This window comes from Anaerotignum sp. (assembly GCF_031981185.1).
GTDB lineage: Bacteria > Bacillota > Clostridia > Lachnospirales > Anaerotignaceae > Chakrabartyella.
The window spans coordinates 10,382-34,605 of record NZ_DALYUL010000017.1 but is presented as its reverse complement, the minus strand read 5'-3'; the positions used below and the strand labels follow the sequence as shown (position 1 = coordinate 34,605).

The window sequence follows — 24,224 nt, the reverse complement described above, 5'->3', positions numbered from 1 at the left end:
CCCTTTTTATTACCACGGGCTGTTGGGACAAAAGAGACCCTGAGGATCGAGAATATATGATAACCATGGGGGTAGATAAGGGAGAAGCCGGCTATACCATATCCTTCGCACCTGCAAAGACGGAGGATCGGGAACCTGAAAAGATGGTATGCCAAGGAAAAACTTTAGCTGATGCTATTGCTTTCAATGACAGTCGAAACTCACGGAAAACAGAGTTGGGACAATTAAAAATGATTGTTTTTGGAAGAGATATTTTAGAGGATAAAGAAATGTTGAAGTCTTTACTGGAGGAGCTAAAACGTAGTCAGGATATTTCCAAAAAAGTGACAGTTCTGGGAACGGAATCCACGGCAGAGGCGTGTATAGATGCTATGTTGGAGCAGGATGATGGCACAGGCCTCTACCTTTGGGAATTTTTTAAAAACACCGCAAAGGAAGTTGGCGTGACGAAAGGTCTGGATATGGACACCTTTTTTACAGAGCTAAAAGAGCGCAAAGGTTCCTGTGTTTTGCCAAGAATTCAACCAGAGGAGAAAGGGCTCTATTTAGGCGGTGGTGTTGCTTTGACTGATACGAAGTTGCTTACTTTTTTAAATGAAAAAGAGGAGCAGGGTTACTTGCTTTTGCTGGGAGAAGCTGAAGGTGCGGTGATAGATGCCCAGTCTGATGGCAAGATAATTCCATTGAGAGTTTCTCGCAGTCATGTAAAATATGATTTTAACACCCAGCAGGATGGAACAACCACCTGTAATATTCATTTGCGTTTGTATGGAGAACTTCTGGGAAATACCAACACAGATGCATTTAGCGAAAAAGGATCAAAGAAAATGGAAGATTTTTTTAATGAGATTGTAAAATCAGAAGTAGAAAATACACTAAAGATTGCCAAAGAGCATAATACAGCAGAGTTTCTTGGTTTGGCAGTGCGTTTACGCCGTGAAAATCCCCAGTACTCAGGTGATTTTTGGAAGGATGTAACAATTACCATAGAGCCGGAGATGAAAATTCGAGATACTGGAAGAATTCGTTGATTAAAATATGTAAAAAATGGTAATCATCCCTTTAACAAAGAAAAAAGGGTGAGGGTATGGAGAGAATATATGAATTTGGAAAAATAGTAAAGGAACTTTGGAAAAAAGAGAAGTGGTACTGGTGTGCCGCCGTTGTGATTGGTGTTTGTTTTAGCGCAGCATTTGGCGCCCACTGGACCAAGGGCTATTCCCAGATGATTCAAGGGGGAATCTCTGCTAAGGTTGTACGCTTTCATGTATTGGCCAATAGTGACTCTGATGAGGATCAGGCACTGAAATTAAAGGTAAGGGATCAGGTGTTAAAAGAGTATGGTCAGCTTTTATCCACTTGTGAAAGTAAGGAAGAAACTTTAGCTGCTTTAAGTGCTGCAAAAGAAGAAATCTGTAAGACAGCACAAAAAGAAGTTATTGCGCAGGGTTATAGTTATCCGGTAAGGGTATCACTGGCCCGTGAAGAGTTTCCTTTTAAACGCTATGATGATTTAATTTTCCCTGCAGGGGTTTATGACGCCTTACGCATTGAAATTGGTGAAGCTGAAGGCCATAATTGGTGGTGTGTACTCTATCCGCAGATGTGCTATGTTGATGCATCTTGGGGGTTTTCCACAGGGGAAAGTCACCAAAGATTGAAAAACACATTAACCGATGAGGAGTTCTTAGTTGTTACTGCGATGGAGCAGGAGAAGATAACCCCCAAAATAAAATTCAAAGTTGTGGAATGGTGGCAAGAAAGAGAGTAAGTTTTTTTGAATTTTGTGATTCCCTCTCACAAAAGAAAGCCCCTAACAAGCCTATTAAGTTGAAAGGGCTTGTTGAGGGGGGAAGAAACTGCTTTTATATATAAAACCGAATAAAATAAGCGGATATACTATTATTAAAAAGTATATCCGCTTTTATTTTGCAATAATAAACTTATGATGCAGACCATTTTATAGAAGAACATTATAGCAAATAAATATGGTATGCTTTTAACCAAAGGTAACTACAAATTTCCCCATAATAAAGAAAATTACAAGGATATGCAGTAGGGCCGTTAGAGTAAAAACAAAGATAAAGTCCATGTGGCGTGTTTTATGATGCTTGAACATCATAGCCAGCAAACCACCTAGGCCGCCACCTAAGATTGCCATAAGATAAAAATTCTTTTCTGGAATTCTACGTTTATGATTGATGGCAGCTTTTTTATCAAAAGCCATGGTTCCATACATAATGAGGTTTATCAAAAGATAATAGCCCACTAGTATGGCAAAGAATATGCCATTAAAATGCATCTCGTTCATAAAGTTATCTCACCACGTTTCTCCAGTCCAAATCTCCTCTATCCAATGCCAATAAGAGCACCTCTGCGGTGGCCAAATTCGTGGCAACGGGGATATTATGCATATCACACAAACGGAAGATGGAGTTGATTTCAGATTCATAATCCTGTGGAGAAACAGGATCTCTTAAAAATATCATAACATCAATATCGTTATTTACTATTTGCGCACCCATCTGCTGCTGTCCGCCTAAACGGCTGGAGAGATACTTATGCACAACCAAATTTGCGGCCTCCTCAACAAGACGACCTGTGGTGCCCGTTGCATAAATGTCGTGTCTACAAAGAATATGCCTGTAGGCAATACAAAGATTTTCCATTAATTTCTTTTTATTATCATGGGCGATCAAACCGATATTCATAACAATCCTCCCTCAAACAATGATTTTGTTTCTTTTTTTCTTATGTTTAAAACCAACCCGACAGCAATCATATTTGTCCACATGGAGCTGCCGCCGTAGCTGACAAATGGCAGGGACATACCAGTATTCGGCAAAATACCAAGGGCAACACCGGCGTTTACAAAGGTTTGAAATGCAAACATTCCGGCGATTCCCGCCACTACTAACTGACTAAATAAATTTCTGGATGATATTGCTATTACTATACAACGAAATACAATAAAAAGCAAGACTCCCAAAACAAATATACAGCCGATAAATCCAAATTCTTCACCGATGACAGAAAAAATAAAGTCATTATGGGGCTCAGGTAGGTAGCTTAATTGGTTCAGTGTACCGTTAAAAAGTCCCTGTCCTGTAAACTGCCCAGAGCCAATGGCACTAATGGATTTTTCCGTCTGATAGTAAAGACTTGCATCTCTTTTTGGATCTACGAAAGAGAGCACACGGTTAAACTGATGAGGCTCAAAAATTTTATCCATAATCAGCGGGTGATCTCTGGCAACATCCCATAGGATGAATACAATTAGGGGCACTGTAAGGATGGCCACATTTCGTATAAAGGTATAGCTAAGACCTGCCACAAATAGCTGGATGCAAAAAATTGCAATGAGTACCATACTTGCAGAAAGGGCAGGCTGCTTTTGGATTAACACAATGGGAATCATGATATAAGCGAAAAGAAATCCCAAAAAAGGCAGGCTGTTTATCTTATTGTAATTCAATTTAATCATTTGCGCCATACAAATAATCATCATTATTTTGGCAAATTCTGATGGTTGTATGGTCAAGGGGCCGATGGCAATCCATCTTACTGCACCTTTTGCACCAGTACCCAGCAAAAGTACTGCTAAAAGCAAAAGCAGATTGAAACAATAAATTGGGATATGAAACTGAGCAAAATATTCATAGTCGACATTTGCCGCAACCAGCATCAATAGTATACCAATGATAAAAAACGCAGCTTGCTTAATCACAAAGGTAGTGCTTTCCCCTAGGTTTATGTGGGTGGCACTGGATATTGCAATCAACCCAAATAAGGTGAGAATTGCAATGGCAACCAAAAGGGGCAAATCAAAATTTTGAACATACTTTTTCCATTCCATGAATCAAATTCCTCCAACCGGGGATAAGCCCCGTATTGCTGAAACAAGGAAAGCCGAGGGAATAGGGGCAAAGTTGCACTCCTTTCTCGGCTCGCTTGTATTTTTAATCCTGCATCTTGCGCATGCTTTTAATGGGAATATTTGCATACAGAACAGGAACAGTTCCGTTATTTTCTTCGGATTGGGTCTGTGTAATCTGGATATCCAGTTCTTCTTCGTCAATTTCCATATAGTTGGAAATCACTTTAATAATGTCTGTTTTCAACATTTCAAGAACCTGAGAGGAACAGTTTACCCTATCGTGAACCAGAACTAGTTTCAATCTATCTTTTGCAACGCTGCCGGAAGGCGGTGCGTTTTTCTTTTTAAAGAAGCTAAAGAAATCCATGGGGACACATCCTTTCGTTTGGATAGTAAGATTTTAATGGCGGAAAAGGCCTTTCAGCTTTTCAAAAAAGCTCACAGGCTCTTCTTCAAAGGTCATAATGGGAACTTCCTGACCTAAGATTCTTTGAACGATATTCCGATAAGCTTGTCCCGCTCTGGATTCCGGATTGGAAACCGCAGGTTCGCCTTTGTTTGTGGCAATGACAATTGCTTCGTCATCGGGCACAACTCCAAGAATATCAACCGCCAAAATCTCCGTAACATCCTCGATATTCATCATATCGCCTCTTTGTACCAAATCAATGCGCAAACGATTAAGAATGAGCATTGGGTTATTTAAACCATTTGCCTCTAACAGACCGATGATACGATCCGCATCGCGCACAGCAGAAACCTCCGGTGTGGTTACCACAACGGCTCTATCTGCACCGGCAATTGCATTTTTAAAGCCTTGTTCAATGCCTGCGGGGCAGTCGATGATAACAAAATCAAAGCCTTCCTCCTTTAAGCTTCCGCAAAGTTTCTGCATTTGCTCAGGAGAAACGGCATCTTTATCTCTTGTTTGGGCTGCTGGCAAAAGAAAAAGTCCGTCATAACGCTTGTCCTTAATCAATGCTTGCTTCAGGCGACAGTTCCCCTCTACAACATCCACTAAGTCATAAACAATTCTATTTTCCAAGCCCATAACAACATCCAGGTTGCGCAGACCAATATCAGCATCAACTAATGCAACTTTTTTACCCAATACCGCTAAACCGCAGCCAAGGTTTGCGCTTGTAGTTGTTTTTCCTACACCGCCCTTACCACTGGTGATTACGATTACTTCACTCATCTATGTTCCTCCTAATCCAGAAGTCAAATTTTCTTTCTCCCAAACGTATTTATATAGGGAGCTTCGTATATATTACTATATTAACAAAAACTAGCAAGATTTGCATCCATTTTTTTTAGTAAAAACAGAAAAGATCTCCTATTTTACGACAGCGCCATGACGAAAATTTGCCCTTCTTGTACAAAAGCGTATTCTGGAGACTTAATTCCTCGTTTATTCTCATCGGGGAATCGGGTAATGATGTCACCAATTCTTAATTGAACGGGTGCCATATAAACAGCAGCGATAAATGCATCAGACATTCCTTGGCATCCTGCGTGTGCCATGCCTTTTAATTGGCCCAGTACGATAATGTTTCCTGTAGCCTTCAATTCTGCACCAGGGTTTACGTCACCTATAATACCAACACTTCCGTCAAAATCAATTCTTTGGCCATTTCGCAAAGAGCCTTTATGAAATTTTGTTAAATTGTGAGGCGACATTTCCTTTTCCAATAAATTGGTTAAATGCAAAAGCTCGTTATTTTCTGTTTTCAGAAAAGTAATTTCCATTGTTGTATGCTCTGTTATGATACCAAGCAGTCGCTGTTCTTCCTCATCGGAGAAAGTGCGGCCTTTAAATGCCAGAGAGGTTTTCACGTTGTCAAAAAATTTTCCTGCTTCTTGAACCTTTTTATCTAATTGTTCGCAAAGAACTTCAAACGGTGCATCCTCGTCAAAAAGTACGGTTACCCCGTCTTTTGTTCCTTTAAATATTACATAGTTTTCTAAATTCATAATACCCTCCTGTATCATTGTGTCATAACAGTCTGTAAATTGGTATTTTCGGGAGTATAGTCTAACCCTAGATATTTTGTAACAATCGCCTTAACGATTTCGGGCGCCGGTGTACCACTGCCTTCACCAAAAGGAATTAAAACGGTAATGGCAATTTGAGGGTCTTCATAGGGCGCAAAGCAAACCAACCAAGTATGGGAACTTCTGGTTTTATCCTCCTCGGCGGTTCCTGATTTTACGGCAACATTTACAGGGAAATCGCTAAATGAGTGGCGTAAAGTACCTCTGGTGCCCGATGCAACCTGATACATACCTTGATAAACCTTCTTCAGGTTTACATCTTGAAAGGTCTTTATATTTTCAGCAACTTCATCTGTTTTGTAATACAAAGAGCCATCAGGATTCTGCAATTGGTCAATCATATGCAAACGGTACAAAGTACCTCCATTGGCGAGGGTTGAAATATATTTTGCGATTTGCGCAGGGGTATAGCTGTTTACCGACTGCCCAATGGCTGCACGGATGGTATCACCATCTGTCCAGCGGGTTTGGCTTGTGGTAGCATCGGGGTTAAAGGTTTTTACGATGCGTTCCTTGTAGTAAGGTGAAGCCATGGTAGGAGCATACTCGTCTAATTCCAAGCCTGTCAAGGAGTTCAAACCGAATGCAGCCATATATTCATTTAAAGTAGTAATACCTGACTCTGTTGTGCCATCTTTTGCATTGCCCATACGGAAGGCTACTTCGTAGAAAAAGTAGTTACAGGATACCTCCAGAGCGGATGCTACGTCTAATAGGCCATGGGTTCCTCCGTTGTTGCTGTAAAGCCAGCAACGAGCGTAGGGCGTTCCTGCATCTTTAAAGATGCCCCCATCTCGAATATAGGTATTGGGAGTGATTACACCTGTTTCCAGTGCCGCTAAGGCTGTTACCATTTTAAAGGTGGAGCCAGGGGCTTTTTTCTGCTTTAACGGACGGTTTACCAAAGGGGTATTTCCGTCCTGTAAAAGGTCGTTATAGTAGGAATTATTGAAGTTGTTAACCAACTGGTTGTTATCATAGGAAGGATAGGATACGCTGGCTAAAACCTCACCAGTACCTACCCTGGTCACAAAAACAGCACCTGTACAAGGATCCAAAGCTGTATCTGCAGGACTGAATTCACCACTGTTTAATTTATTCAATACCATAGTTAGGGGAGAAATATGGCCGTTTTGCAGGGCGGATTTTTCCTCCTCTGTGGCAGTTAAAGTGCCTTGCTCGATGGCTACCAGAAGTGCTTCTCTTGTGGAGAAAGTGCCCCGAGCCACGCTATCCAACAAATAGGCCTGCACTCTGGAAATAGCGTCTTCATCTTCCTTGGAGAAATCGGGGTTTGCTGCCATAAAACGATCAAATACCTGTTTTTGCACACCATCAGTAGACCGCATAAGCTTTGCGGCAGAAATATGATTTGCCTTTATCATAGCAATATACATATCAATGATGGAGACTGAATTTTTTCCTGAGTGGGTCAAGTTACCGATGATGGATTTGCGTAATTGAGCTTCTAAGGTGTCGTAAGCCACTTTTTGCAGCTCGCTATCCAACGTTAAAAAGATATCCTTACCCGGAGTGGGATCGGTGGAATCAATGACGCTCATACGGCGCCCTTGGTTATCTACTTCTATGGAAACCTTACCATCAGTACCGTTAAGCTGACGCTCGTAAAGCTTTTCAATGCCCGTTTGACCTACGATATCTGTCTGGGTATAGATAGGATTACCGTCTGCATCTAAATCATTTTTATACAATGCATAATCAGCTTCCGTCATTTGGCGGATATATCCCAAAATATGAGCAAAGTATGGCCCATTGGTATATTCTCGTAAGGAAACGGTATCCACAAGAACATTGGGGAAAATATCTTGATTTTCTTCCACATAAGCCAAGGTTTTTTCGCTGATATTTGTAGCAACAGTAACGGATTTATATTGCTGATACCGTTGGAGATACAGAGAATAGCGTATTCCTAAGGTGTCTCTTACAATATCCGTAGGTAAACCCTCGGGTAGACCGAAGTAATCCCGTAAGTAGTCCAGCGTTTGAAGAGAATCATAGCGAAGTTCTTCATCCTTCATACCCATACTTTCTTTCCAGTTTTCTTCTCTGGTTTGATTTTCATTAAATTGCAAGGTATAGGGGTATTCTCTTGCCAAAGGAAGTTCGTCAGAAGGAGTTTCGCCGTTTTCTGTTAACTTCAGTGCAAGGGTTAAAGCCATGATGTTTTTGTCACTTAAAGAAATACAATATGAAACATATGCTCTTTTCTGTGCCATGGTATAGGCAGCAGGAGCATGATATTTTTCAAATAAATAATTAAGGACTGCGCCAGCACCATCATCCTTTATTGCATCAGGAATCTTTTGAGATTCGTTCCACGACTTTTCTGCTTTTTTCTGTTCCCGTTCCGTGCCATCAAAGGTAAAGCTGTATGGCGCAGATGAGGAGATTGGCAACGTATCTAAGGGAGTCGCTCCCTTTGCCCATAATTCCTTTGTTAATGCAAGAATCAGATTTTCTTTATATGCTGTCAAATCAAGGCTAATACTATCATCAATTTGAACAGAATATGCCACGGTATTGGTTGCCAAAGGCCTGCCGTAGCGGTCGTAAATATTTCCTCTGGGTGCAGGGACATTTACAGTTTTGGATACGCTGGCAGTGATGGAAGCATCATATTCTTCGCCATGGATGATTTGCAAAGAGAATAAACGCAGTAACAATATGAAAAAAAGCATAAAAATTCCGCAGAGTAATACGAAAATTCTGCTTTTACATAGTTCACGAAAATGGTCTAAATAATGTCTCATCGGTTCCTCCTATTGAAACAGACGAATATTCAGGAATTATTTATCGGTGGTGTATGCGACACCGAAGGAAAGTATCCTGTTTCAAAATTTTATGCCTAGAATAGACGGTATCTGTATTTTTCTTTCAGTTCCAACCACTCGTTGATGCCAAATAAAACCCGGTAAATGGGCACTGTAACAATTGCGCTGTAAACAATGGTAGGAAGAAGTACTTTTAGTATAAAGAATAAAAGATTTCCGTCCTTACGTAACAACAGTTCTGTGATAAAGTGAATAGATTCATACGCCCCTGCAGCGAAGGTGCAAAAAATAATGGGCAGGAGATAATTTTCTCTATAGAAATTTTTTTGGCTTTTTCCGATAAAAAAGCTAATACACAAAAATAAAAGGAGGTAATAACCTTTGGCTGTACCAAAAAAGATATCAAACAACAGCCCTGTGCAGATGCCTGTGATACAGCCCTCCTTACTGCCTCGCAAAAGGGCATAAGAAACAACAATAATCAATGCGGTATTAGGAAAAATTCCTTGGATAGCAAGATATTGAAATAGAGTTGTCTGCAATATGAAATTAATCAATACCGTTAGGGCTGTAACAAGGATTCTCAAGGGTTTTCCTCCGTTGTGTTTTTATCTATAACCAAAAGTGTGCCCAAATGTTTTAAATCAACAAAGGGCTCGATGATTGCATACTTTGTCAACCCATTGGCATCAGTTTCAATTTTTGTTACTTTGCCAATGGAGAGTCCCTCGGGATAAATCTCGGAAAGCTGTGATGTTACAATTTCATCACCCACTGCAATTTGGGCTTCGCCGTCGATATATTCCATCTTACATAGGCCGTTGTGCATCAGGGTGTAATCACCCTTTACAACGCCTAAATCACCGGTGCGCAGACTCATAGCAGGTACAGCGCTTCTGCTGTCTAATATAGATTGGGCTTTGGAATAATTACTTCCGCTTTCCAGTATTTTACCAACTACGCCACCGGGGGCAATGAGTATCATATTTGCTGATACCCCATCTGCTGTGCCTTTGTCAGTGGTAAAGGTGTTGTACCAAACACCGGGATTTTTTGCAATAATCTTTGTTCCTGTACTTTTGTAGTCAGGATATTTCTGTGCAATTTTAAGCAATGCGGATAATCCTATGTTTTCTTTTTTATATTGCTCCAAGCGTTTGCTTTCATCCTGTAGTTTTGCCAATTCTTCTTTTAACTGAGCATTTTCCTCTAAAAGAGTGGTTTTATCCTTAGCGGAGTCAGAAGTGCTTTCTACCCAATTTCCGATACCTGTTGTGATATCCTGAAAGGGCGTAACAACAAAACCAACAATGCTTTCCAGCAAAGTGGCATTCATGTTTTTTCCGCCTGCAAATAATGCGATAACAGTTATGATGATGATAAAACCAGCAATAATTTTCTTTTTATGTTCTTCCCATAATTGAATCAAAGTGAAACGCTCCTTCAAGGCTAGGGGTTACCCGCAAATTTTTCGATTAAAAGAGTGCTTTTCTGGGAGAGATCAGCACGGATTTCAATTTGTCTATGTGCTCCAAAACAAGACCTGTACCCATTGCAACACAGTTGAGTGGTTCATTTGCAATATGAACGGGCATTCCAGTTTCGGTAGAAATCAGTCTGTCCAACCCTCTCAGTAAGGCGCCGCCCCCTGTTAGTGTGATTCCCAACTCCATGATATCGGCAGCCAATTCCGGCGGGGTTGCTTCCAGTGTTTGTTTAATGGTTTCTATGACGGAGTTTACCGGTTCACCTAATGCTTCACGAATGTGAATAGAGGTGATTTCAATGGTTTTGGGCAAACCGCTGATTAAATCTCTACCGCGAATTTCCATCAATTCTTCTTTTTCCAAAGGATAGGCAGAGCCGATGGTAATTTTGATTTCCTCCGCTGTACGATCACCAATGGCAAGGTTAAATTCTCTTTTAATAAAGTTCACGATAGCATTGTCCAAGGCATCTCCGGCTACCCGTAAGGAGGTACTGGTAACGATTCCACCAAGGGAGATTACGGCTACCTCGCTTGTACCACCGCCGATGTCAACAACCATGCTACCGGTGGGGTCTGCAATGGGAAGCCCTGCACCAATGGATGCAGCCATTGGTTCCTCAATCAAATAGGTGTCTTTATCCTTAGAGCCTGCAGCGATGGCTGCCTCTAAAACAGCTCTTTTTTCCACTTCTGTAACTCCGGAGGGCACACAAATTACAATGCGTGGTCTTGGTCCAAACATGGAACGAACGTATGCCTTATTGATAAAATAACGTAACATCGCCTGGGTTACATCAAAATCTGCAATAACACCATCTTTCATGGGGCGAATGGCAACGATATTGCCGGGTGTACGACCAATCATGTCTTTTGCTTCATTTCCCACGGCAAGAACCTCTTTTGTTTGTGTATTGATGGCAACAACTGAAGGTTCATTTACAATGATGCCTTTTTCTTTCATATATACCAATGTATTAGCGGTACCGAGGTCAATACCCATATCCTTAGAAAACATTTTAAAGCCCCTTTCTATTATAAGAGAAACTGTTCAACACAGATTTCATTGTTGGCAATAAGTAATATTTCTATAAAAGCCTTATATTCTATCATAACTCTTTTTATCAATCTTTTCAATAAAAATTGACTTCCATTTTCACGAAAAGGGCTCTTTTTCTAATCTGTAAAAAACGACAGAAAAAAAGCCGCCAGGCGGCTATGATAATTACAGCTTACGGTATACCATGAATGCAACGAAAATGCCAATAATTCCCGCGATGGTAAATCGAATGGTAATGGCAAACTGTAGGGTAAGCACGCCGATATCAAGAACCAGCGGAGAGGTAAGCCCAAACTTGTTGCCGTAGGTCAACCAGCTTAGCGCAGGCACGTCTGCAAAAAGGCTGCCAATAAATCCTCCAAGAACAACGCCGGCTAAAAGAAATAAAACCAGCACCCAAACATTTTTTGTTTGCCCCTTCAAAATTGTCTCCCCCTAACTTCTTTTGAGCGATGCAGCTACATCGTAGAACAGAATATTTTAATCTGCTACTCATTGCAAGATATTATACCATATTTGGAAAATAGGGTAAAGGGAACAAAAAAATAAAAATCTATGAAAAAAGAACTGCTATAAACCTATCGTTGGATAGCGCCCTGATGCATTCTATTAAATTATTTGCTAATTCCAAAAGAACCTCGTATATTTTCTATTAGATTTATTTGCTGCTTCGCAGGGTGAAATCCTTCTGTAAGCCAATCTATAAAGGTGTCAGGAATTTTCCTGCCTAATCTTGGACGAATTAAGTATTTATCGATGAGATATCATGAAAACATAATTCTACCCAGAACATAGACTCTACCATCTAAAGTACCATGGGAATTAAATGGCAGTAATTCAATAAAAGAAGCCCCTTTCTATAAGTTTTTCAACTTACAAAAAGGGACTATCTAATACGGATTAATTATTCAGCTTTTGCTTCTTCCTTTGCAGGAGCTTCTGCTTTGGGGGCTTCTGTTTTAGGAGCCTCCGCTTTAGGAGCAGCCTGAGCAGGAGGTGCGGGTTTTTTGCCCGTAATTACATTTTTCGGACACTTATTCGCACAAATACCGCAAGCTTTACATTTATCGTAATCAATGACTGCCAGGTTATCAATTACATGGATTGCGTCAAAAGGACAATTCTTTTCGCAAATTTTACATGCAATACAACCAACGGAGCAAACCTGCATTACGTTTTTGCCAATGTCCTTAGAGGAACACTGAACTTTAACTTTATTCTTAGCAGGCAGAAGCTCAATGATATGCTTAGGGCATGCGGATATGCATTTACCACAAGCAACACATTTGTCTTTATCGATTACTGCAATTCCATCTTGAATTTCGATTGCATCAAAAGCACAAGCTTTTTTACAGCTACCAAGTCCTAAGCAACCATAAGAGCAGCTTTTTGCGCCGCCGGAAGCCAACTGAACAGCCATGTTACAATCATCAATACCGAAGTATTCATACTTTTCTTTTGCTTTTTCGCAGGTGCCACCACATTTAACAAATGCTGCGATGGGGACGGAAGCAGAAGCCTCAACACCCATAATTGCACCTACTTTTTCAGCAACAGCAGCACCACCAACGGGACAACCGTTTACAGGTGCGTTTCCAGCAGCAATTGCACTTGCAAGACCGCCGCAGCCGGGGAATCCACAGCCACCGCAGTTTGCGCCGGGGAGAACCTCTAAAATTTGAGTAATTTTAGGATCCTCTTCTACTTTGAAAACCTCACCGGCGATGCCAAGGCCTGCGCCAAAAACTACACCAAGTCCACCGATACTAAGGACCGGATACATAATATTTAATATGTCCATTTTTGTCACCCTCCCTGCATTAAAGTTTGATCAAGCCGGAGAAGCCTAAGAACGCGATGGACATAAGGCCTGCTGTAAGCAGTGCCAAAGGGAACCCATCAAAGGCCTTCGGTGTATCATTGTCTGCGATTCTTTCACGGATACCTGCAAACAGAACAATCGCCAAAGCGAAGCCTGTTGCACCACCAAAACCGTTTAATACGGATTCGATGAAGTTATAGTTCTTTTGCATGTTCAAAACGGCAACACCCAATACTGCACAGTTTGTTGTAATCAAAGGAAGGAATACACCCAGTGCTTGATATAGCGCAGGAGCAGCCTTTTTTAAGAACATTTCAACGAACTGTACCAGAGATGCAATAACCAAAATGAACGCAATGTTATACAAATAGGTGATGTTCAAGGGCACCAGAATCAGAGCATAAACAAGCCATGCTGCTGCGGCTGCCAAGGACATTACGAAGATAACGGCTACACCCATACCTACTGCTGTTTCAATTTTTCTAGAAACACCGAGGAAGGGGCAGATACCTAAGAACTGAGATAATACGTAGTTGTTTACGAAAATCCCGGCTAAAACCAATAAAACTAGATTCATTTAATTTCCCCTCCTTCTCAAGCTTTTTTCTTGTTTCTGAAATGATTTAAAGCAGCCATCAGACAGCCCAATGTAAAGAAAGCACCGGGAGCCATAACGAACAGTAATGTTCTGGGGAATGCTGCGGGAAGTACAGTGAAATCAAATAATGTGCCTGCACCAATGAATTCACGAACCAAGCCCAAAACACCTAAAGCAACTGTGAAACCAAGACCCATACCGATACCATCAAAGATAGCGGAAACGGGACCATTTTTGAAAGCAAATGCTTCTGCTCTTGCCAAGATGAGGCAGTTAACTACGATCAGAGGGATATAAAGACCCAAGGATGCGTTAAGGGAAGGAAGGTATGCTTTCAGTAAGAATTCAATGATTGTTACGAATGTAGCGATAACTACAATAAAGCATGGAATTCTTACTTTGTCAGGAATAATTTTTCTCAAAATAGAGATAAAAAGGTTTGCGAAAATCAAAACCGCTGCAGTGGAAAGACCCATGCCGATACCGTTAATAGCAGAGCTAGTTACAGCCAAAGTAGGACACATACCGATAACCTGCACAAAGGTAGGGTTTTCGTCAATCAAACCATTTTTAATTAATTTCAATGGGTTAGCCATTAATAAGCACCTCCGTTCGCAGCAAACCATTCCAAAGCGTCATTTGCACCGCTTGTTACGGCTCTGGAAGTGATTGTGGAGCTAGTAATAGGAACAACCTCGCCGCCATCCTTTGTTACAGCCAGTGTACCGGACATGCCTGCAAACTGATCGTAGAAGGAAGGATCGGTTGATTTTGCACCTAAACCAGGTGTTTCGGAGTGTTTTGTAACACGCAGACCAGTGATTACGCCGTCTGCATCAATGCCAACCATTGTATTTACAGCACCACCAAAGCCGCCAGGCTCAGTAGTGATAACAAAGCCGCCGTTGTCTGCTTTATATACAGCAGTCAAGGAACCTGTTAATTCTACATCTTTAATTTGTTCAAAGGAGCTTGCATCGGGCATAACTGCCTTCATGGAAGCTGATCTTGTTTGTTCTTCCTGCAATCTGATAGGTTCTGCAGTAATGGACTGAACCGCACCCAAAGCTGCCGCTGCAACGCCGGCGATAATCAGCAATACTATAGCAGGTCTTATGATCTCTTTTACGTTCATGCTTTTTTCGCCTCCTTTACTTTAGGCAGTGCACCAAAGATAGTAGGCTCTGTAAGTCTTTCGATCAGGGGCACAGTAAGGTTCATAATCAGGATGGAGTAGGATACACCTTCGGGATAACCGCCAAAAATTCTGATTAATGTTGTCAATAAACCACAGCCAAGGGCAAAGATAATCTGTCCCTTAGATGTTACAGGAGAGGATGCATAGTCCGTTGCCATAAAGAACGCACCTAACATCAAACCGCCTGCAAAAATTTCATAAACAGGAACACGCAGACCTTTTCTGCCGATTAATGCGGTCAGAATAAAAACGGTTGCGATATAAATTACAGGAACTTTCCAGTTGATTACATGCTTTGCAATCAGATAGATTCCGCCGATAATCAAAGCGATGGCACAGGTTTCACCCAAACAGCCGCCGATATTACCAACCAAAACATCTGTAAAGCTTGCATCTGGCATTACGCCGCCCTTCAGCTGTGCCAAAGGTGTTGCAACTGCTACAGCATCTACGCCGAAGTTACCGGAGGATGTCCAAGAGGTCATTTCGGTAGGGTAGGATGCCAATAAGAAAGCTCTACCGGCAAGTGCGGGGTTAATAAAGTTCTGACCCAAACCGCCGAAAAGCTGTTTTGCAAAGATAATTGCAAATGCACTACCTACAATTGCAACCCAAATAGGTGCAGCAGCAGGCAAGTTCATTGCCAAGAGCAAACCTGTTACAACAGCACTCAAATCGCTGATTGTAATGGGTTTTTTTAATAATTTTTGATAAAGCCATTCAAAGAAAACAGCGGATACAATGGCAGCAACCATCAGCATCAGTGCTTTCAAGCCGAAATAATAAATGCCCATCACGGAAGCAGGAACCAAAGCGATGATTACATCACGCATGATGCTCTGGATAGATTCCTTAGAACGTACGTGAGGGGTACCGGATACTACAAAATTAGCCATGTTTTATTCTCCCCCTTCTCAGTTCTTTTCAGCTTTGGCTTTTGCCTCTGCTTCAGCTTTCGCTCTTGCAGCTGCAGCCGCGGCCGCTTTTTTACCTGCTTCAATTTTCTTCACTGCACGAATGGACTGGGCAAGCTGACGCTTTGCAGGGCATTCATAGGAGCAGCTACCACATTCGATACAATCTAAGCCGTGGTGTGCAACAAAAGCGTCGCCATCGCCTTTAAGAGCCAAGAAATTCAGCATAAAAGGCATAAGTCCCATTGGACAGTGGTCAACACACTTGCCGCAACGAATGCAGTTTCTTTCTTCAGGAATGTATGCTTCTTCTTTTGTGAAGCAAAGCAAACCGGAAGTTGTTTTTACGGATGATACATCTAAAGTATACAGAGAAGGACCCATCATAGGACCACCGGCAATCAGCTTCACAGGAGGATTTTCCTCGTTAAAGCCGCCAATGGCATCAACCAAATCACGCAGGGTCATACCAATGCGGATTTTGTAGTTGCCAGGGTTTTTGATACCTTGTCCGGAAACGGTAACTACTCTTCTCATCAAAGGTCTACCTTTTACGATAGCTCTTTCAATTGCAAGAACAGTGTCCACGTTATCAACGATACAGCCTGCACTTGCGGGCAGAGCACCGGATTTTACTTCTCTTTTTGTAATGGCATAAATCAAGTGTTTTTCAGAACCCTGAGGGAACTTTGTTACCAAGGGCTGAACAACAATATTGCTGATGCCTTCGCAAGCCTTTGTCATGATTTCAATTGCCTTAGGCTTGTTCATTTCAATGCCGATTACGCCTTTTGCATTGGGATGCAGTTTCAGCATAATCTGCAGACCTTTCACAATACGTTCTGGTTCTTCCACCATTAAACGATAATCGCATGTGAGGTATGGCTCACATTCTGCCGCATTGATTAAGATATAATCAATGGGATTATCCTTGGGTGGGTTCAGTTTTACATGGGTAGGGAAACCAGCACCACCCAAACCAACAACGCCGGCGCCTTTAATTGCCGCAAGAATTTCGTCGTTTGTCATTTTGGTGTAGTCTTTTCCCTGGTTCAGGCCTTCAATTTCTTCCATTTTGCCGTCGTTTTTCACAACGATGGATTTTACCATTACGCCGCCGGGAACAAGCATAGGACGGATGTCCACAACTTCACCGGATACGCTAGCGAAAATTGGAGAAGACATGAATGCGGGTGACTCTGCGATTTTCTGACCAACTTTTACATGATCACCAACAGCAACAAGAGGCTCACAAGGAGCGCCGATGTGCTGGCTCATGGGGTAGAACAACTCAGAGTTTTCCTTTGGGAGTATCACCTGAATAGGCTGCTCTGCGGACAGAGCTTTTCCATCAGGCGGATGAACTCCACGTTTGAACGTTAAAGCTTGCATATTATCCCCCTCTGTCAAGTGTTTTTTGCGCTTGGGAAGCGCGAAGATTAGTTATACCTTCAAGAAATGATAGAACTATACGTACAACAGCAGTATTTTAATACAAAAATGAAGTTTTCACAACATATTTGTAAAAAAAACTACAAAAGCTAATTATTGCGAAAAAGGTTTTATCAAAATCCCTCAATAAAAACATGGGTTCACCTTATTTTGTACGCATAGAAAAGGCATACAATCAATTTGTATGCTAAATATTAAGACCTACTTTAGTTTACTATTATTATCTAAAATTGTAAATGAAATATATTACCATAATTGGTGAGGCTTTTACCCTATTTTTTTAAGGCAATTAGACAAAAACAAAGTGTCGAAAACAGAAAACTCTTTACAACATGGCAGAAATGTAGCTTTTTTTTTAGTGGAAACTGTGATAAAATTAAAAAAGTGCCAAAGACGAGAGATACTTATTGTTAAAAATATAAGTGGAGAGGGTGATACCGTGGATTTATCCTTGCAGTTAGCACAAAAGCAAATTTTATCTCAAAGAATGCAGCAGTCTGTTGAGATTTTACAGATGAATACAATTATGCTTACGGAGTACATTCACGAGCTGACACAGGAGAATCCTCTCTTAGAATGGCAGGAGCTTTCTGATGAGCAGGCTGTGAAAGAGGATAAGCTGCTACGCAAGCTGGAATGGCTGGAAGAGGCAGATGAGCAAAATCGCAGTATGTATCGTGTTGAGCAAGAGGATGAGCGGGATGAAAGAGATTCCATCGGCAAGCGAGAGCGGGAGAGCCTTCGGGAATATCTTTTGTTCCAAATCAATATATTAAATGTGGATGAAGGGGTAAAGTGTGTGTTGCGCTTTTTGGCGGAAAGCACAGAGGAAAGTGGCTATTTAGAAAAGGGTGCATTGGAAGCTGCGGAAAAAAAATATCATTTAAAAGGTAGCTGCAGCGAAGATATCATGGGACTTCTTCAATCCCTTGATCCTCCGGGGGTTGGAGCCAGAAGTTTGCAGGAATGCCTTTTGATTCAGCTTAAGCAAAAGAATGCATCTCCCCTTGCCATTATTATGGTAGAAAAATATTTAACTGATCTGGCAAAAAACAGGATGAGCTACGTTGCCAAACAACTGAAAGTGACCCTTGAGGCAGCTAGGGAGGCTTTTGAAGAAATAAAAAGCTGTGAGCCAAAGCCCGGTTGTGGATTTTTAAGTGAAAAACCCGTAGAGTATATTTTGCCAGACGTATTTGTACAAAAGCAAGAAGGAGAACTGTTGGTCACGGTAAATAGCTCCTCCTCTCCAAGATTGTTTATCAGTCAATCCTATTTGAAAATACTGCGAGAGGGCGCTTCTGACGATGCTAAAGAATTTATTTCCAATAAATTAAAGCAGGCGGAATGGGCAATTCAGTGTATTTCAAAAAGAGAAAGCACTTTGCTTGAAACAGCAAAATGCATTGTGAATCATCAAGAAGATTTTTTTATTCGTCCTGATGGACAGATCAGGCCATTACGCTTAGCAGATATTGCCGAGTGCATGCAGGTGCATGAATCCACGGTAAGTAGAGCGGTAAGGGATAAATATCTCCAATGTGACAGAGGAATTTTTCCATTGTGTTCTTTTTTTTCCAAGGCATTGTCTTCGGAAGAAACAGGCACCATTTCCGCCGATAGCATTCAACAGAAAATTCGGTTAATGATTGAGGGGGAAAATAAAAAGAAGCCTTATAGCGATAGAGAGCTGACGGAAGCACTGCAAAAGGAAGGCATACAGATTTCCCGCAGAACCGTAGCAAAATATCGTGAGGGTATGGGCATTGCAGGAGCGTCAGGCAGAAAACGCTACGAGTAAGTTGTTAAGGGAGAATTTTTATGTCGGATACAATTTTTCACATAAAATTAGATAAAGAAGGTCAGTCCCCTTTATATCAGCAATTGGCTGATGGACTTGGCAGGCTGATTTCCCAAGGCAGCCTTGCACCGGACAGCAAATTGCCGCCGATACGAAAAATGGCGGAGGAGTACGGCGTAAACAATGTTACGGTGGTTACGGCATATAAGCATTTGGAAAGCAAACAAATGGTTTATTCCAGAAAGGGCAGTGGAACCTTTGTATCCCCTTTGCCCGTTGAGGCGATTCCATCCCCTGTTGCCAAAGGGAATCTCCATAGCTTTGAAGTGGGAATTTCCTTTGATAAGGCAATTAATTTTGCAAATACATCATTGCCCCATGAGTTGTTTCCTGTCGATGCCTTTAAGAAAGCCTTTGATGAGGTTTTGGAGAGGGAAAAGGGTGGGGCCTTTCGATATACGGATAGTATGGGGTATCAACCGCTGCGAGAACAGCTTTGTAGCTATATAGAAGCTTATGGCATTAAAACAACGCCGGACAGTGTACAGATCATATCAGGTGCCCAGCAGGGAATAGATGTAATTTCCAAGGCCATGATTCATTTTGGAGATGTGGTTTTTGTGGAAAGCCCCACTTTTTATGGTGCGGCAGGGGCATTTTTATCAAGAGGAGCAAAGCTAATTGAAATTCCCATGGAAAACGATGGTATGAAAATGTCGGTTTTAGAAGATTACTTGAAGCTGTACCGTCCAAGGTTTATTTATATGATGGCATATTTTCAAACACCTACAGGAATTTCTTATTCTTTGGAAAAGAAGCGCCGCCTTCTGGAATTGGCAGAAAGGTATGATACTTATATCATTGAAGAGGATGATTTCTACGACTTTTATTATAGCAAAGAAGCGCCGGTGCCTTTAAAAGCATTGGATTATAAAAATAGAGTGGTTTATATTAAAAGTTTTTCAAAAATATTAATGCCCGGCCTTCGTATGGGTCTTATGGTCTTGCCCAAAAAGATCCACCAAGGGGTCATGGAAGCAAAATATACTACGGATATCTCCACCTCAGGCTTTATTCAAAAAGCCATGGAGCAATATTTTAAGGAGAATGGCTGGGAGGAGCATGCAAAAACCATGCGTGGTTTCGGCGGGGAAAAATACCGTCATACCCTTTCCTTTGCCAAAAAATATTTGGCGGGGAGAGCCAGCTTCTCGTTACCTAACGGAGGGGTTAGCCTTTGGATAAAACTGCCTGAAGGAATAGGTGCTGAGGCCTTTTGTAGCCGTATGCTGGAGAAGAATGTCATTCTTACCCCGGGGAGCCAATTTGAAATCAGCGGCAGAGACAGCGATCATATCCGTCTGAGTTTTTGTGGCTTGGAAGATGGTAAAATCGAGGTAGGACTAAAGCGTATGAGTGAAACCATTGATAACATGGCGATGAAAAAACTGTTTTAGAAAACAAGGATACTTTTGGTTGAAGTTTATTTTGGAAAGACTATGGGTATGTCATGTATTGTCGAAGGAAACCTATCTGTATGTACACTGTTTGGCGGAGCAAGCTCCAAAGAATTAGGTGGGGGGTTGAGGCCAAATGAGTAAAAGCAATCTCGTTACAGCGGAGCTTATTGTTTTTTTAGACCTGATATTTTATGTACCTTTGGATATGGTTTGTCAGTAGAAAATGGGAAATTTAGGGGATTCTTATGTTTGATTTAAAGCGAAATTCTATATTATTTTTAGAGTCCTATTGAAAAGAAAAACATACATATTATTTGTGCGTTTTGGAAATATTAGTAAACAGTATGATCTGGTATGTTCATATATCTGCAAATATTTTGTACTCTATGGAACAGATGAAATAGCAAGGGTGCAAGTCTTGTTCAACATCCTATGGTTAATGCGCCTTTTACTTGACAAACGAAAAGGGACTTACTATAATCTTCTTAACTGAATGAATTGAAAAAAGCCATAAAAAGAAGGAGTATTTAACATCAGGCCGATACAGAGAGAAAACCATTTGGTGGAAGGTTTTCAGGTGCCCGTTAAAGAAGCAGTCTTTTTGGATATTCACAGCTCTGCGGCGGAATTTAGAGTATGCTGCGGCGCAGGCCGGCGTTAACGGCATGAAAGCGACGGCGTTATGCCGTAAGCAGGGTGGTACCACGGTTTAATCGTCCCTGATCCTTAGTGATCGGGGGCTTATTTTTTTCCAAAGAACAAATGAGATGAAATGATTAGGAGGAAATACAATGAAATACATGGGTGTAAATGAAGTAAGAGAAGCTTTCCTTTCCTTTTTTGAGAGCAAAGAGCATTTGCGTTTGCAAAGCTTTCCTTTGGTACCCCACAATGACAAGAGCTTGCTGCTGATTAATTCAGGCATGGCGCCAATGAAGGCGTATTTTACAGGGCAGGAAGTTCCCCCCAGCAAAAGAGTAACAACTTGTCAGAAGTGCATCCGTACAGGTGACATTGAAAATGTTGGAAAAACAGCGCGCCACGGCACTTTTTTTGAGATGTTGGGTGATTTTTCTTTTGGAGATTATTTTAAAAACGAAATTATCCCTTGGTCTTGGGAGTTTGTGACAGAGGTTCTGGGCATTCCCCAGGATAAGCTTTTTGTTACTATTTATGAAGAAGACGATGAATCAGGTGATATCTGGCATAACATCGTAGGCGTGCCTCGTGACAGAATCAAAAAGTTAGGCAAAGCCGATAACTTCTGGGAGCACGGCACAGGCCCTTGTGGCCCTTGTACAGAGATTTACTATGATAGAGGGGAAAAGTACGGCTGTGACAGTCCGGACTGCAGTGTGGGCTGTGATTGTGACCGTTATATGGAGTTCTGGAATCTGGTACTCACACAGTTTAATGCTGAGCCAGACGGAACCTATACAGAGCTTGCCCAAAAAAATGTCGACACTGGTATGGGCTTGGAACGTATGGCAACAATTTTGCAAGGTGTAGATTCTATTTTTGATGTGGACACAGTGAAATCTATTCGCGATGCAATCTGCCAAAAAGCCAATGTGGAGTATGGTAAAATTGCCAAAACCGATGTTTCTGTTCGTGTCATCACAGACCATATCCGTTCTGTAACGATGATGACTGCTGATGGTGTTTTGCCCTCTAATGAAGGACGTGGCTATGTACTTCGCCGTTTGCTTCGCCGTGCGGCACGCCATGGAAAACTTCTTGGAATTGAAGGAGAGTTTTTGGCAGAGCTCTCTAAATCTGTAATTGCATGTAGTGGTGACGCATATCCTGAGTTGGTGGACAAGCAGGAATATATTTATAAAATTCTTTCCATCGAGGAAAACAGCTTCTATAAAACCATTGATAACGGCATGGCAATCCTGAAGTCAGACATGGAAGAGATGAAGGAAGCTGGTCAGACAACAATGAGCGGTGACAAAGCTTTCCGTTTGTATGATACCTATGGATTCCCCATTGATTTGACAAAGGAAATCTTAGAAGAAGCTGGCATGGATGTGGATGAAGAAGCTTTTGCCGCTGAGATGAAACAGCAAAAAGAAAGAGCGAGAGCGGCAAGAGGGAAATCCACTTATATGGGAGCGGCGGAAACAGTGTATCATGAGCTTCCCGTTGAATTGGAGACAAGCTTTGCCGGCTATGATGTGAAGGAAGTTTCTGATGCCAAAATTGTTGCCTTGATTGCAAATAATGAAGTTGCAGGTGTGGCACAAAAAGGCGACAGTGTTTCTGTTTTCCTCAGCAGTACACCCTGTTATGCAGAAAGTGGCGGTCAGGTTGGTGATCACGGAACCATTAAAACTGCAAAGGGCCTTGTAACGGTAACAGATTGTATTAAGGTAATCGGTGGGAAATTTGCCCATGTAGGACAGGTGACTGAGGGTTCAGTTTCTGTTGATGCGAAGGCTGTCGTTACAGTGGATTGGGAAAGACGTATGGCAACGGCAAGAAACCATAGTACAACCCACTTACTGCAAAAAGCACTGAGAACTGTTTTGGGCACCCACGTGGAGCAGGCTGGTTCTTATGTAAGCCCTGAACGTTTGCGTTTTGACTTTACCCATTTTACAGCCTTGACTGATGAGGAATTGAAGGCTGTTGAAAAAATGGTGAATGATTCAATTTTTGCAAGCTATGCAATTGATACAGCTGAAATGAGTATTGAAGAAGCAAGAAACAAAGGAGCAATGGCTTTGTTTGGCGAAAAATATGGCGATGTTGTGCGTGTGGTTGACATGGGGGGCTATAGCGTGGAGCTTTGCGGCGGTGCCCATTTGACAAACACAGCCCAAGCAGGCTCATTCAAAATTCTTTCTGAAAATGGTGTTGCAGCAGGTGTACGCCGTATTGAGGCAGTGACAGGCAGTGAAGCATTGAAGCACTATCAGGCGCAGGAAGAGGAATTGAAAGAAATTTCTCGTTTGGTTAAAGCAACTCCTGATAAGCTGGTAGCTCGTGTGGAACAATTGATGGCTGAGCAGAAAGAAATGGCAAAAGAGTTGGAGAAGCTGAAAGCCAAAATGGCTGGTGGTGCCGTTGAGGATATTTTAAATGCAAAAACAGACATCAAAGGCGTTGCTGTATTGGCGGCGGAAGTAAAAGATTTAGATGCCAACGGTATGCGTACCTTAGGTGACCAGTTGAAGAATAAACTGGGCAGTGGCATTGTTGTTTTGGCAGGTGGTGCAGCGGGCAAGGTGAACCTAATGGTAATGGCTACAGACGATGCCGTTGCAAAAGGTGCCCATGCAGGCAACATTGTTAAGGCGGCAGCAGCAGCTTGCGGTGGCGGTGGTGGCGGACGTCCCAACATGGCACAGGCAGGTGGTAAAGATGCTTCTAAGATTGGTGAGGCATTGGAAGTTGCAAAAGAAACCATTGCACAGCAAATAAAGTAATTTTAGGTGTCGGCGAAAGCGGCACCCTTTGAAGATAGTTTTCCTTCAGCTTTTTAAGTTGCCAGTAGCGAATGGATAAGTAAAAAACCTTGATAGGTGCCAAATATATTGGCACCTATTTTTTCTATATTACAAACCATTAAAAAATTCTTGAAGATTTTATAAATCTTCTGAGATATGCTTTTTGGGGGCATACTGTAAAGTAGAACACTATTTCATGTGCGCTTAATGAGGACGTTTATTTGTTGGGTGAATGATTATGCGTAATAGGGGTG

22 protein-coding genes and 1 other annotated feature are annotated in these 24,224 nt (G+C 41.7%); of the genes, 5 read left to right on the top strand and 17 right to left on the bottom strand.

Annotated features, from left to right (window positions below):
- Both RTK36_RS10670 and spoIIR read left to right on the top strand, forming a co-directional pair.
- The coding region (locus RTK36_RS10670) for a Ger(x)C family spore germination protein (RefSeq protein ID WP_312047025.1) at window positions 1-1,031 on the top strand (1,031 nt) is incomplete at its 5' end.
- Window positions 1,032-1,087: 56 nt separating this feature from the next.
- Complete coding sequence (gene spoIIR, locus RTK36_RS10665; protein ID WP_312047022.1) at window positions 1,088-1,771, top strand: stage II sporulation protein R; 684 nt, start codon at window positions 1,088-1,090, stop codon at window positions 1,769-1,771.
- Window positions 1,772-1,999: 228 nt separating this feature from the next.
- Here the strand turns inward: spoIIR and RTK36_RS10660 are convergent, their stop codons facing one another.
- The 17 genes from RTK36_RS10660 to rsxC form a co-directional block, all read right to left on the bottom strand.
- Window positions 2,000-2,311, bottom strand: coding sequence for a DUF1294 domain-containing protein (locus tag RTK36_RS10660; protein ID WP_312047020.1), 312 nt, complete (start codon window positions 2,309-2,311; stop codon window positions 2,000-2,002).
- A 4-nt stretch (window positions 2,312-2,315) separates the two neighbouring features.
- Window positions 2,316-2,711 carry a methylglyoxal synthase gene (locus tag RTK36_RS10655; protein ID WP_066046645.1) on the bottom strand — a complete coding sequence of 132 codons (396 nt, stop codon included), beginning with the start codon at window positions 2,709-2,711 and terminating at the stop codon, window positions 2,316-2,318.
- Complete coding sequence (locus RTK36_RS10650; RefSeq protein ID WP_312047018.1) at window positions 2,708-3,856, bottom strand: FtsW/RodA/SpoVE family cell cycle protein; 1,149 nt, start codon at window positions 3,854-3,856, stop codon at window positions 2,708-2,710. The genes RTK36_RS10655 and RTK36_RS10650 overlap by 4 nt, the downstream gene beginning before the upstream one ends.
- A gap of 103 nt (window positions 3,857-3,959) precedes the next feature.
- Window positions 3,960-4,244, bottom strand: a complete 285-nt coding sequence (minE, locus tag RTK36_RS10645; RefSeq protein WP_066046648.1) for a cell division topological specificity factor MinE — start codon at window positions 4,242-4,244, stop codon at window positions 3,960-3,962.
- 33 nt (window positions 4,245-4,277) lie between these two features.
- Complete coding sequence (minD, locus tag RTK36_RS10640) at window positions 4,278-5,075, bottom strand: septum site-determining protein MinD (protein WP_312047015.1); 798 nt, start codon at window positions 5,073-5,075, stop codon at window positions 4,278-4,280.
- A gap of 143 nt (window positions 5,076-5,218) precedes the next feature.
- Window positions 5,219-5,851 carry a septum site-determining protein MinC gene (gene minC / locus RTK36_RS10635; protein ID WP_312047013.1) on the bottom strand — a complete coding sequence of 211 codons (633 nt, stop codon included), beginning with the start codon at window positions 5,849-5,851 and terminating at the stop codon, window positions 5,219-5,221.
- A gap of 14 nt (window positions 5,852-5,865) precedes the next feature.
- Complete coding sequence (locus RTK36_RS10630) at window positions 5,866-8,703, bottom strand: penicillin-binding transpeptidase domain-containing protein (protein ID WP_312047011.1); 2,838 nt, start codon at window positions 8,701-8,703, stop codon at window positions 5,866-5,868.
- 95 nt (window positions 8,704-8,798) lie between these two features.
- Window positions 8,799-9,311 (bottom strand): rod shape-determining protein MreD, encoded by a 513-nt coding sequence (mreD, locus tag RTK36_RS10625; RefSeq protein ID WP_312047008.1) that lies wholly within the window; start codon window positions 9,309-9,311, stop codon window positions 8,799-8,801.
- Window positions 9,308-10,153: a rod shape-determining protein MreC gene (mreC, locus tag RTK36_RS10620; RefSeq protein WP_312047006.1), complete on the bottom strand. Its 846-nt coding sequence runs from the start codon at window positions 10,151-10,153 to the stop codon at window positions 9,308-9,310. The genes mreD and mreC overlap by 4 nt, the downstream gene beginning before the upstream one ends.
- A gap of 46 nt (window positions 10,154-10,199) precedes the next feature.
- On the bottom strand, window positions 10,200-11,228 hold the full coding sequence (locus RTK36_RS10615; RefSeq protein ID WP_312047004.1) for a rod shape-determining protein: 1,029 nt from the start codon (window positions 11,226-11,228) through the stop codon (window positions 10,200-10,202).
- 207 nt (window positions 11,229-11,435) lie between these two features.
- Entirely contained in the window at window positions 11,436-11,693 is a 258-nt protein-coding gene (locus tag RTK36_RS10610) for a DUF4321 domain-containing protein (RefSeq protein ID WP_066046661.1), read from the bottom strand.
- Window positions 11,694-12,174: 481 nt separating this feature from the next.
- Window positions 12,175-13,071 carry an RnfABCDGE type electron transport complex subunit B gene (gene rnfB / locus RTK36_RS10605; RefSeq protein WP_312047002.1) on the bottom strand — a complete coding sequence of 299 codons (897 nt, stop codon included), beginning with the start codon at window positions 13,069-13,071 and terminating at the stop codon, window positions 12,175-12,177.
- A 19-nt stretch (window positions 13,072-13,090) separates the two neighbouring features.
- Complete coding sequence (rsxA, locus tag RTK36_RS10600) at window positions 13,091-13,669, bottom strand: electron transport complex subunit RsxA (protein WP_066046665.1); 579 nt, start codon at window positions 13,667-13,669, stop codon at window positions 13,091-13,093.
- 17 nt (window positions 13,670-13,686) lie between these two features.
- A complete protein-coding gene (locus RTK36_RS10595; protein ID WP_312047000.1) occupies window positions 13,687-14,286 on the bottom strand; it encodes an electron transport complex subunit E in 600 nt (199 codons plus the stop codon).
- Window positions 14,286-14,825 carry an RnfABCDGE type electron transport complex subunit G gene (locus tag RTK36_RS10590; protein WP_312046998.1) on the bottom strand — a complete coding sequence of 180 codons (540 nt, stop codon included), beginning with the start codon at window positions 14,823-14,825 and terminating at the stop codon, window positions 14,286-14,288. Before RTK36_RS10590 ends, RTK36_RS10595 begins: the two co-directional genes overlap by 1 nt.
- Window positions 14,822-15,784: an RnfABCDGE type electron transport complex subunit D gene (locus RTK36_RS10585; RefSeq protein ID WP_312046991.1), complete on the bottom strand. Its 963-nt coding sequence runs from the start codon at window positions 15,782-15,784 to the stop codon at window positions 14,822-14,824. The genes RTK36_RS10590 and RTK36_RS10585 overlap by 4 nt, the downstream gene beginning before the upstream one ends.
- An 18-nt stretch (window positions 15,785-15,802) precedes the next feature.
- On the bottom strand, window positions 15,803-17,194 hold the full coding sequence (gene rsxC / locus RTK36_RS10580; protein ID WP_312046988.1) for an electron transport complex subunit RsxC: 1,392 nt from the start codon (window positions 17,192-17,194) through the stop codon (window positions 15,803-15,805).
- A 427-nt stretch (window positions 17,195-17,621) separates the two neighbouring features.
- On the opposite strand from rsxC, the gene rpoN reads away from it, so the two are divergent.
- The 3 genes from rpoN to alaS all read left to right on the top strand — a co-directional run bounded on the left by rpoN (window position 17,622) and on the right by alaS (window position 23,949).
- Complete coding sequence (rpoN, locus tag RTK36_RS10575) at window positions 17,622-19,055, top strand: RNA polymerase factor sigma-54 (RefSeq protein WP_312046986.1); 1,434 nt, start codon at window positions 17,622-17,624, stop codon at window positions 19,053-19,055.
- A 20-nt stretch (window positions 19,056-19,075) separates the two neighbouring features.
- Window positions 19,076-20,512, top strand: coding sequence for a MocR-like pyridoxine biosynthesis transcription factor PdxR (gene pdxR / locus RTK36_RS10570; RefSeq protein WP_312046984.1), 1,437 nt, complete (start codon window positions 19,076-19,078; stop codon window positions 20,510-20,512).
- Window positions 20,513-21,016: 504 nt separating this feature from the next.
- Window positions 21,017-21,239, top strand: a binding site (T-box leader).
- A gap of 67 nt (window positions 21,240-21,306) precedes the next feature.
- Window positions 21,307-23,949, top strand: coding sequence for an alanine--tRNA ligase (alaS, locus tag RTK36_RS10565; RefSeq protein WP_312046981.1), 2,643 nt, complete (start codon window positions 21,307-21,309; stop codon window positions 23,947-23,949).
- The last annotated feature ends 275 nt before the right edge of the window (window positions 23,950-24,224 follow it).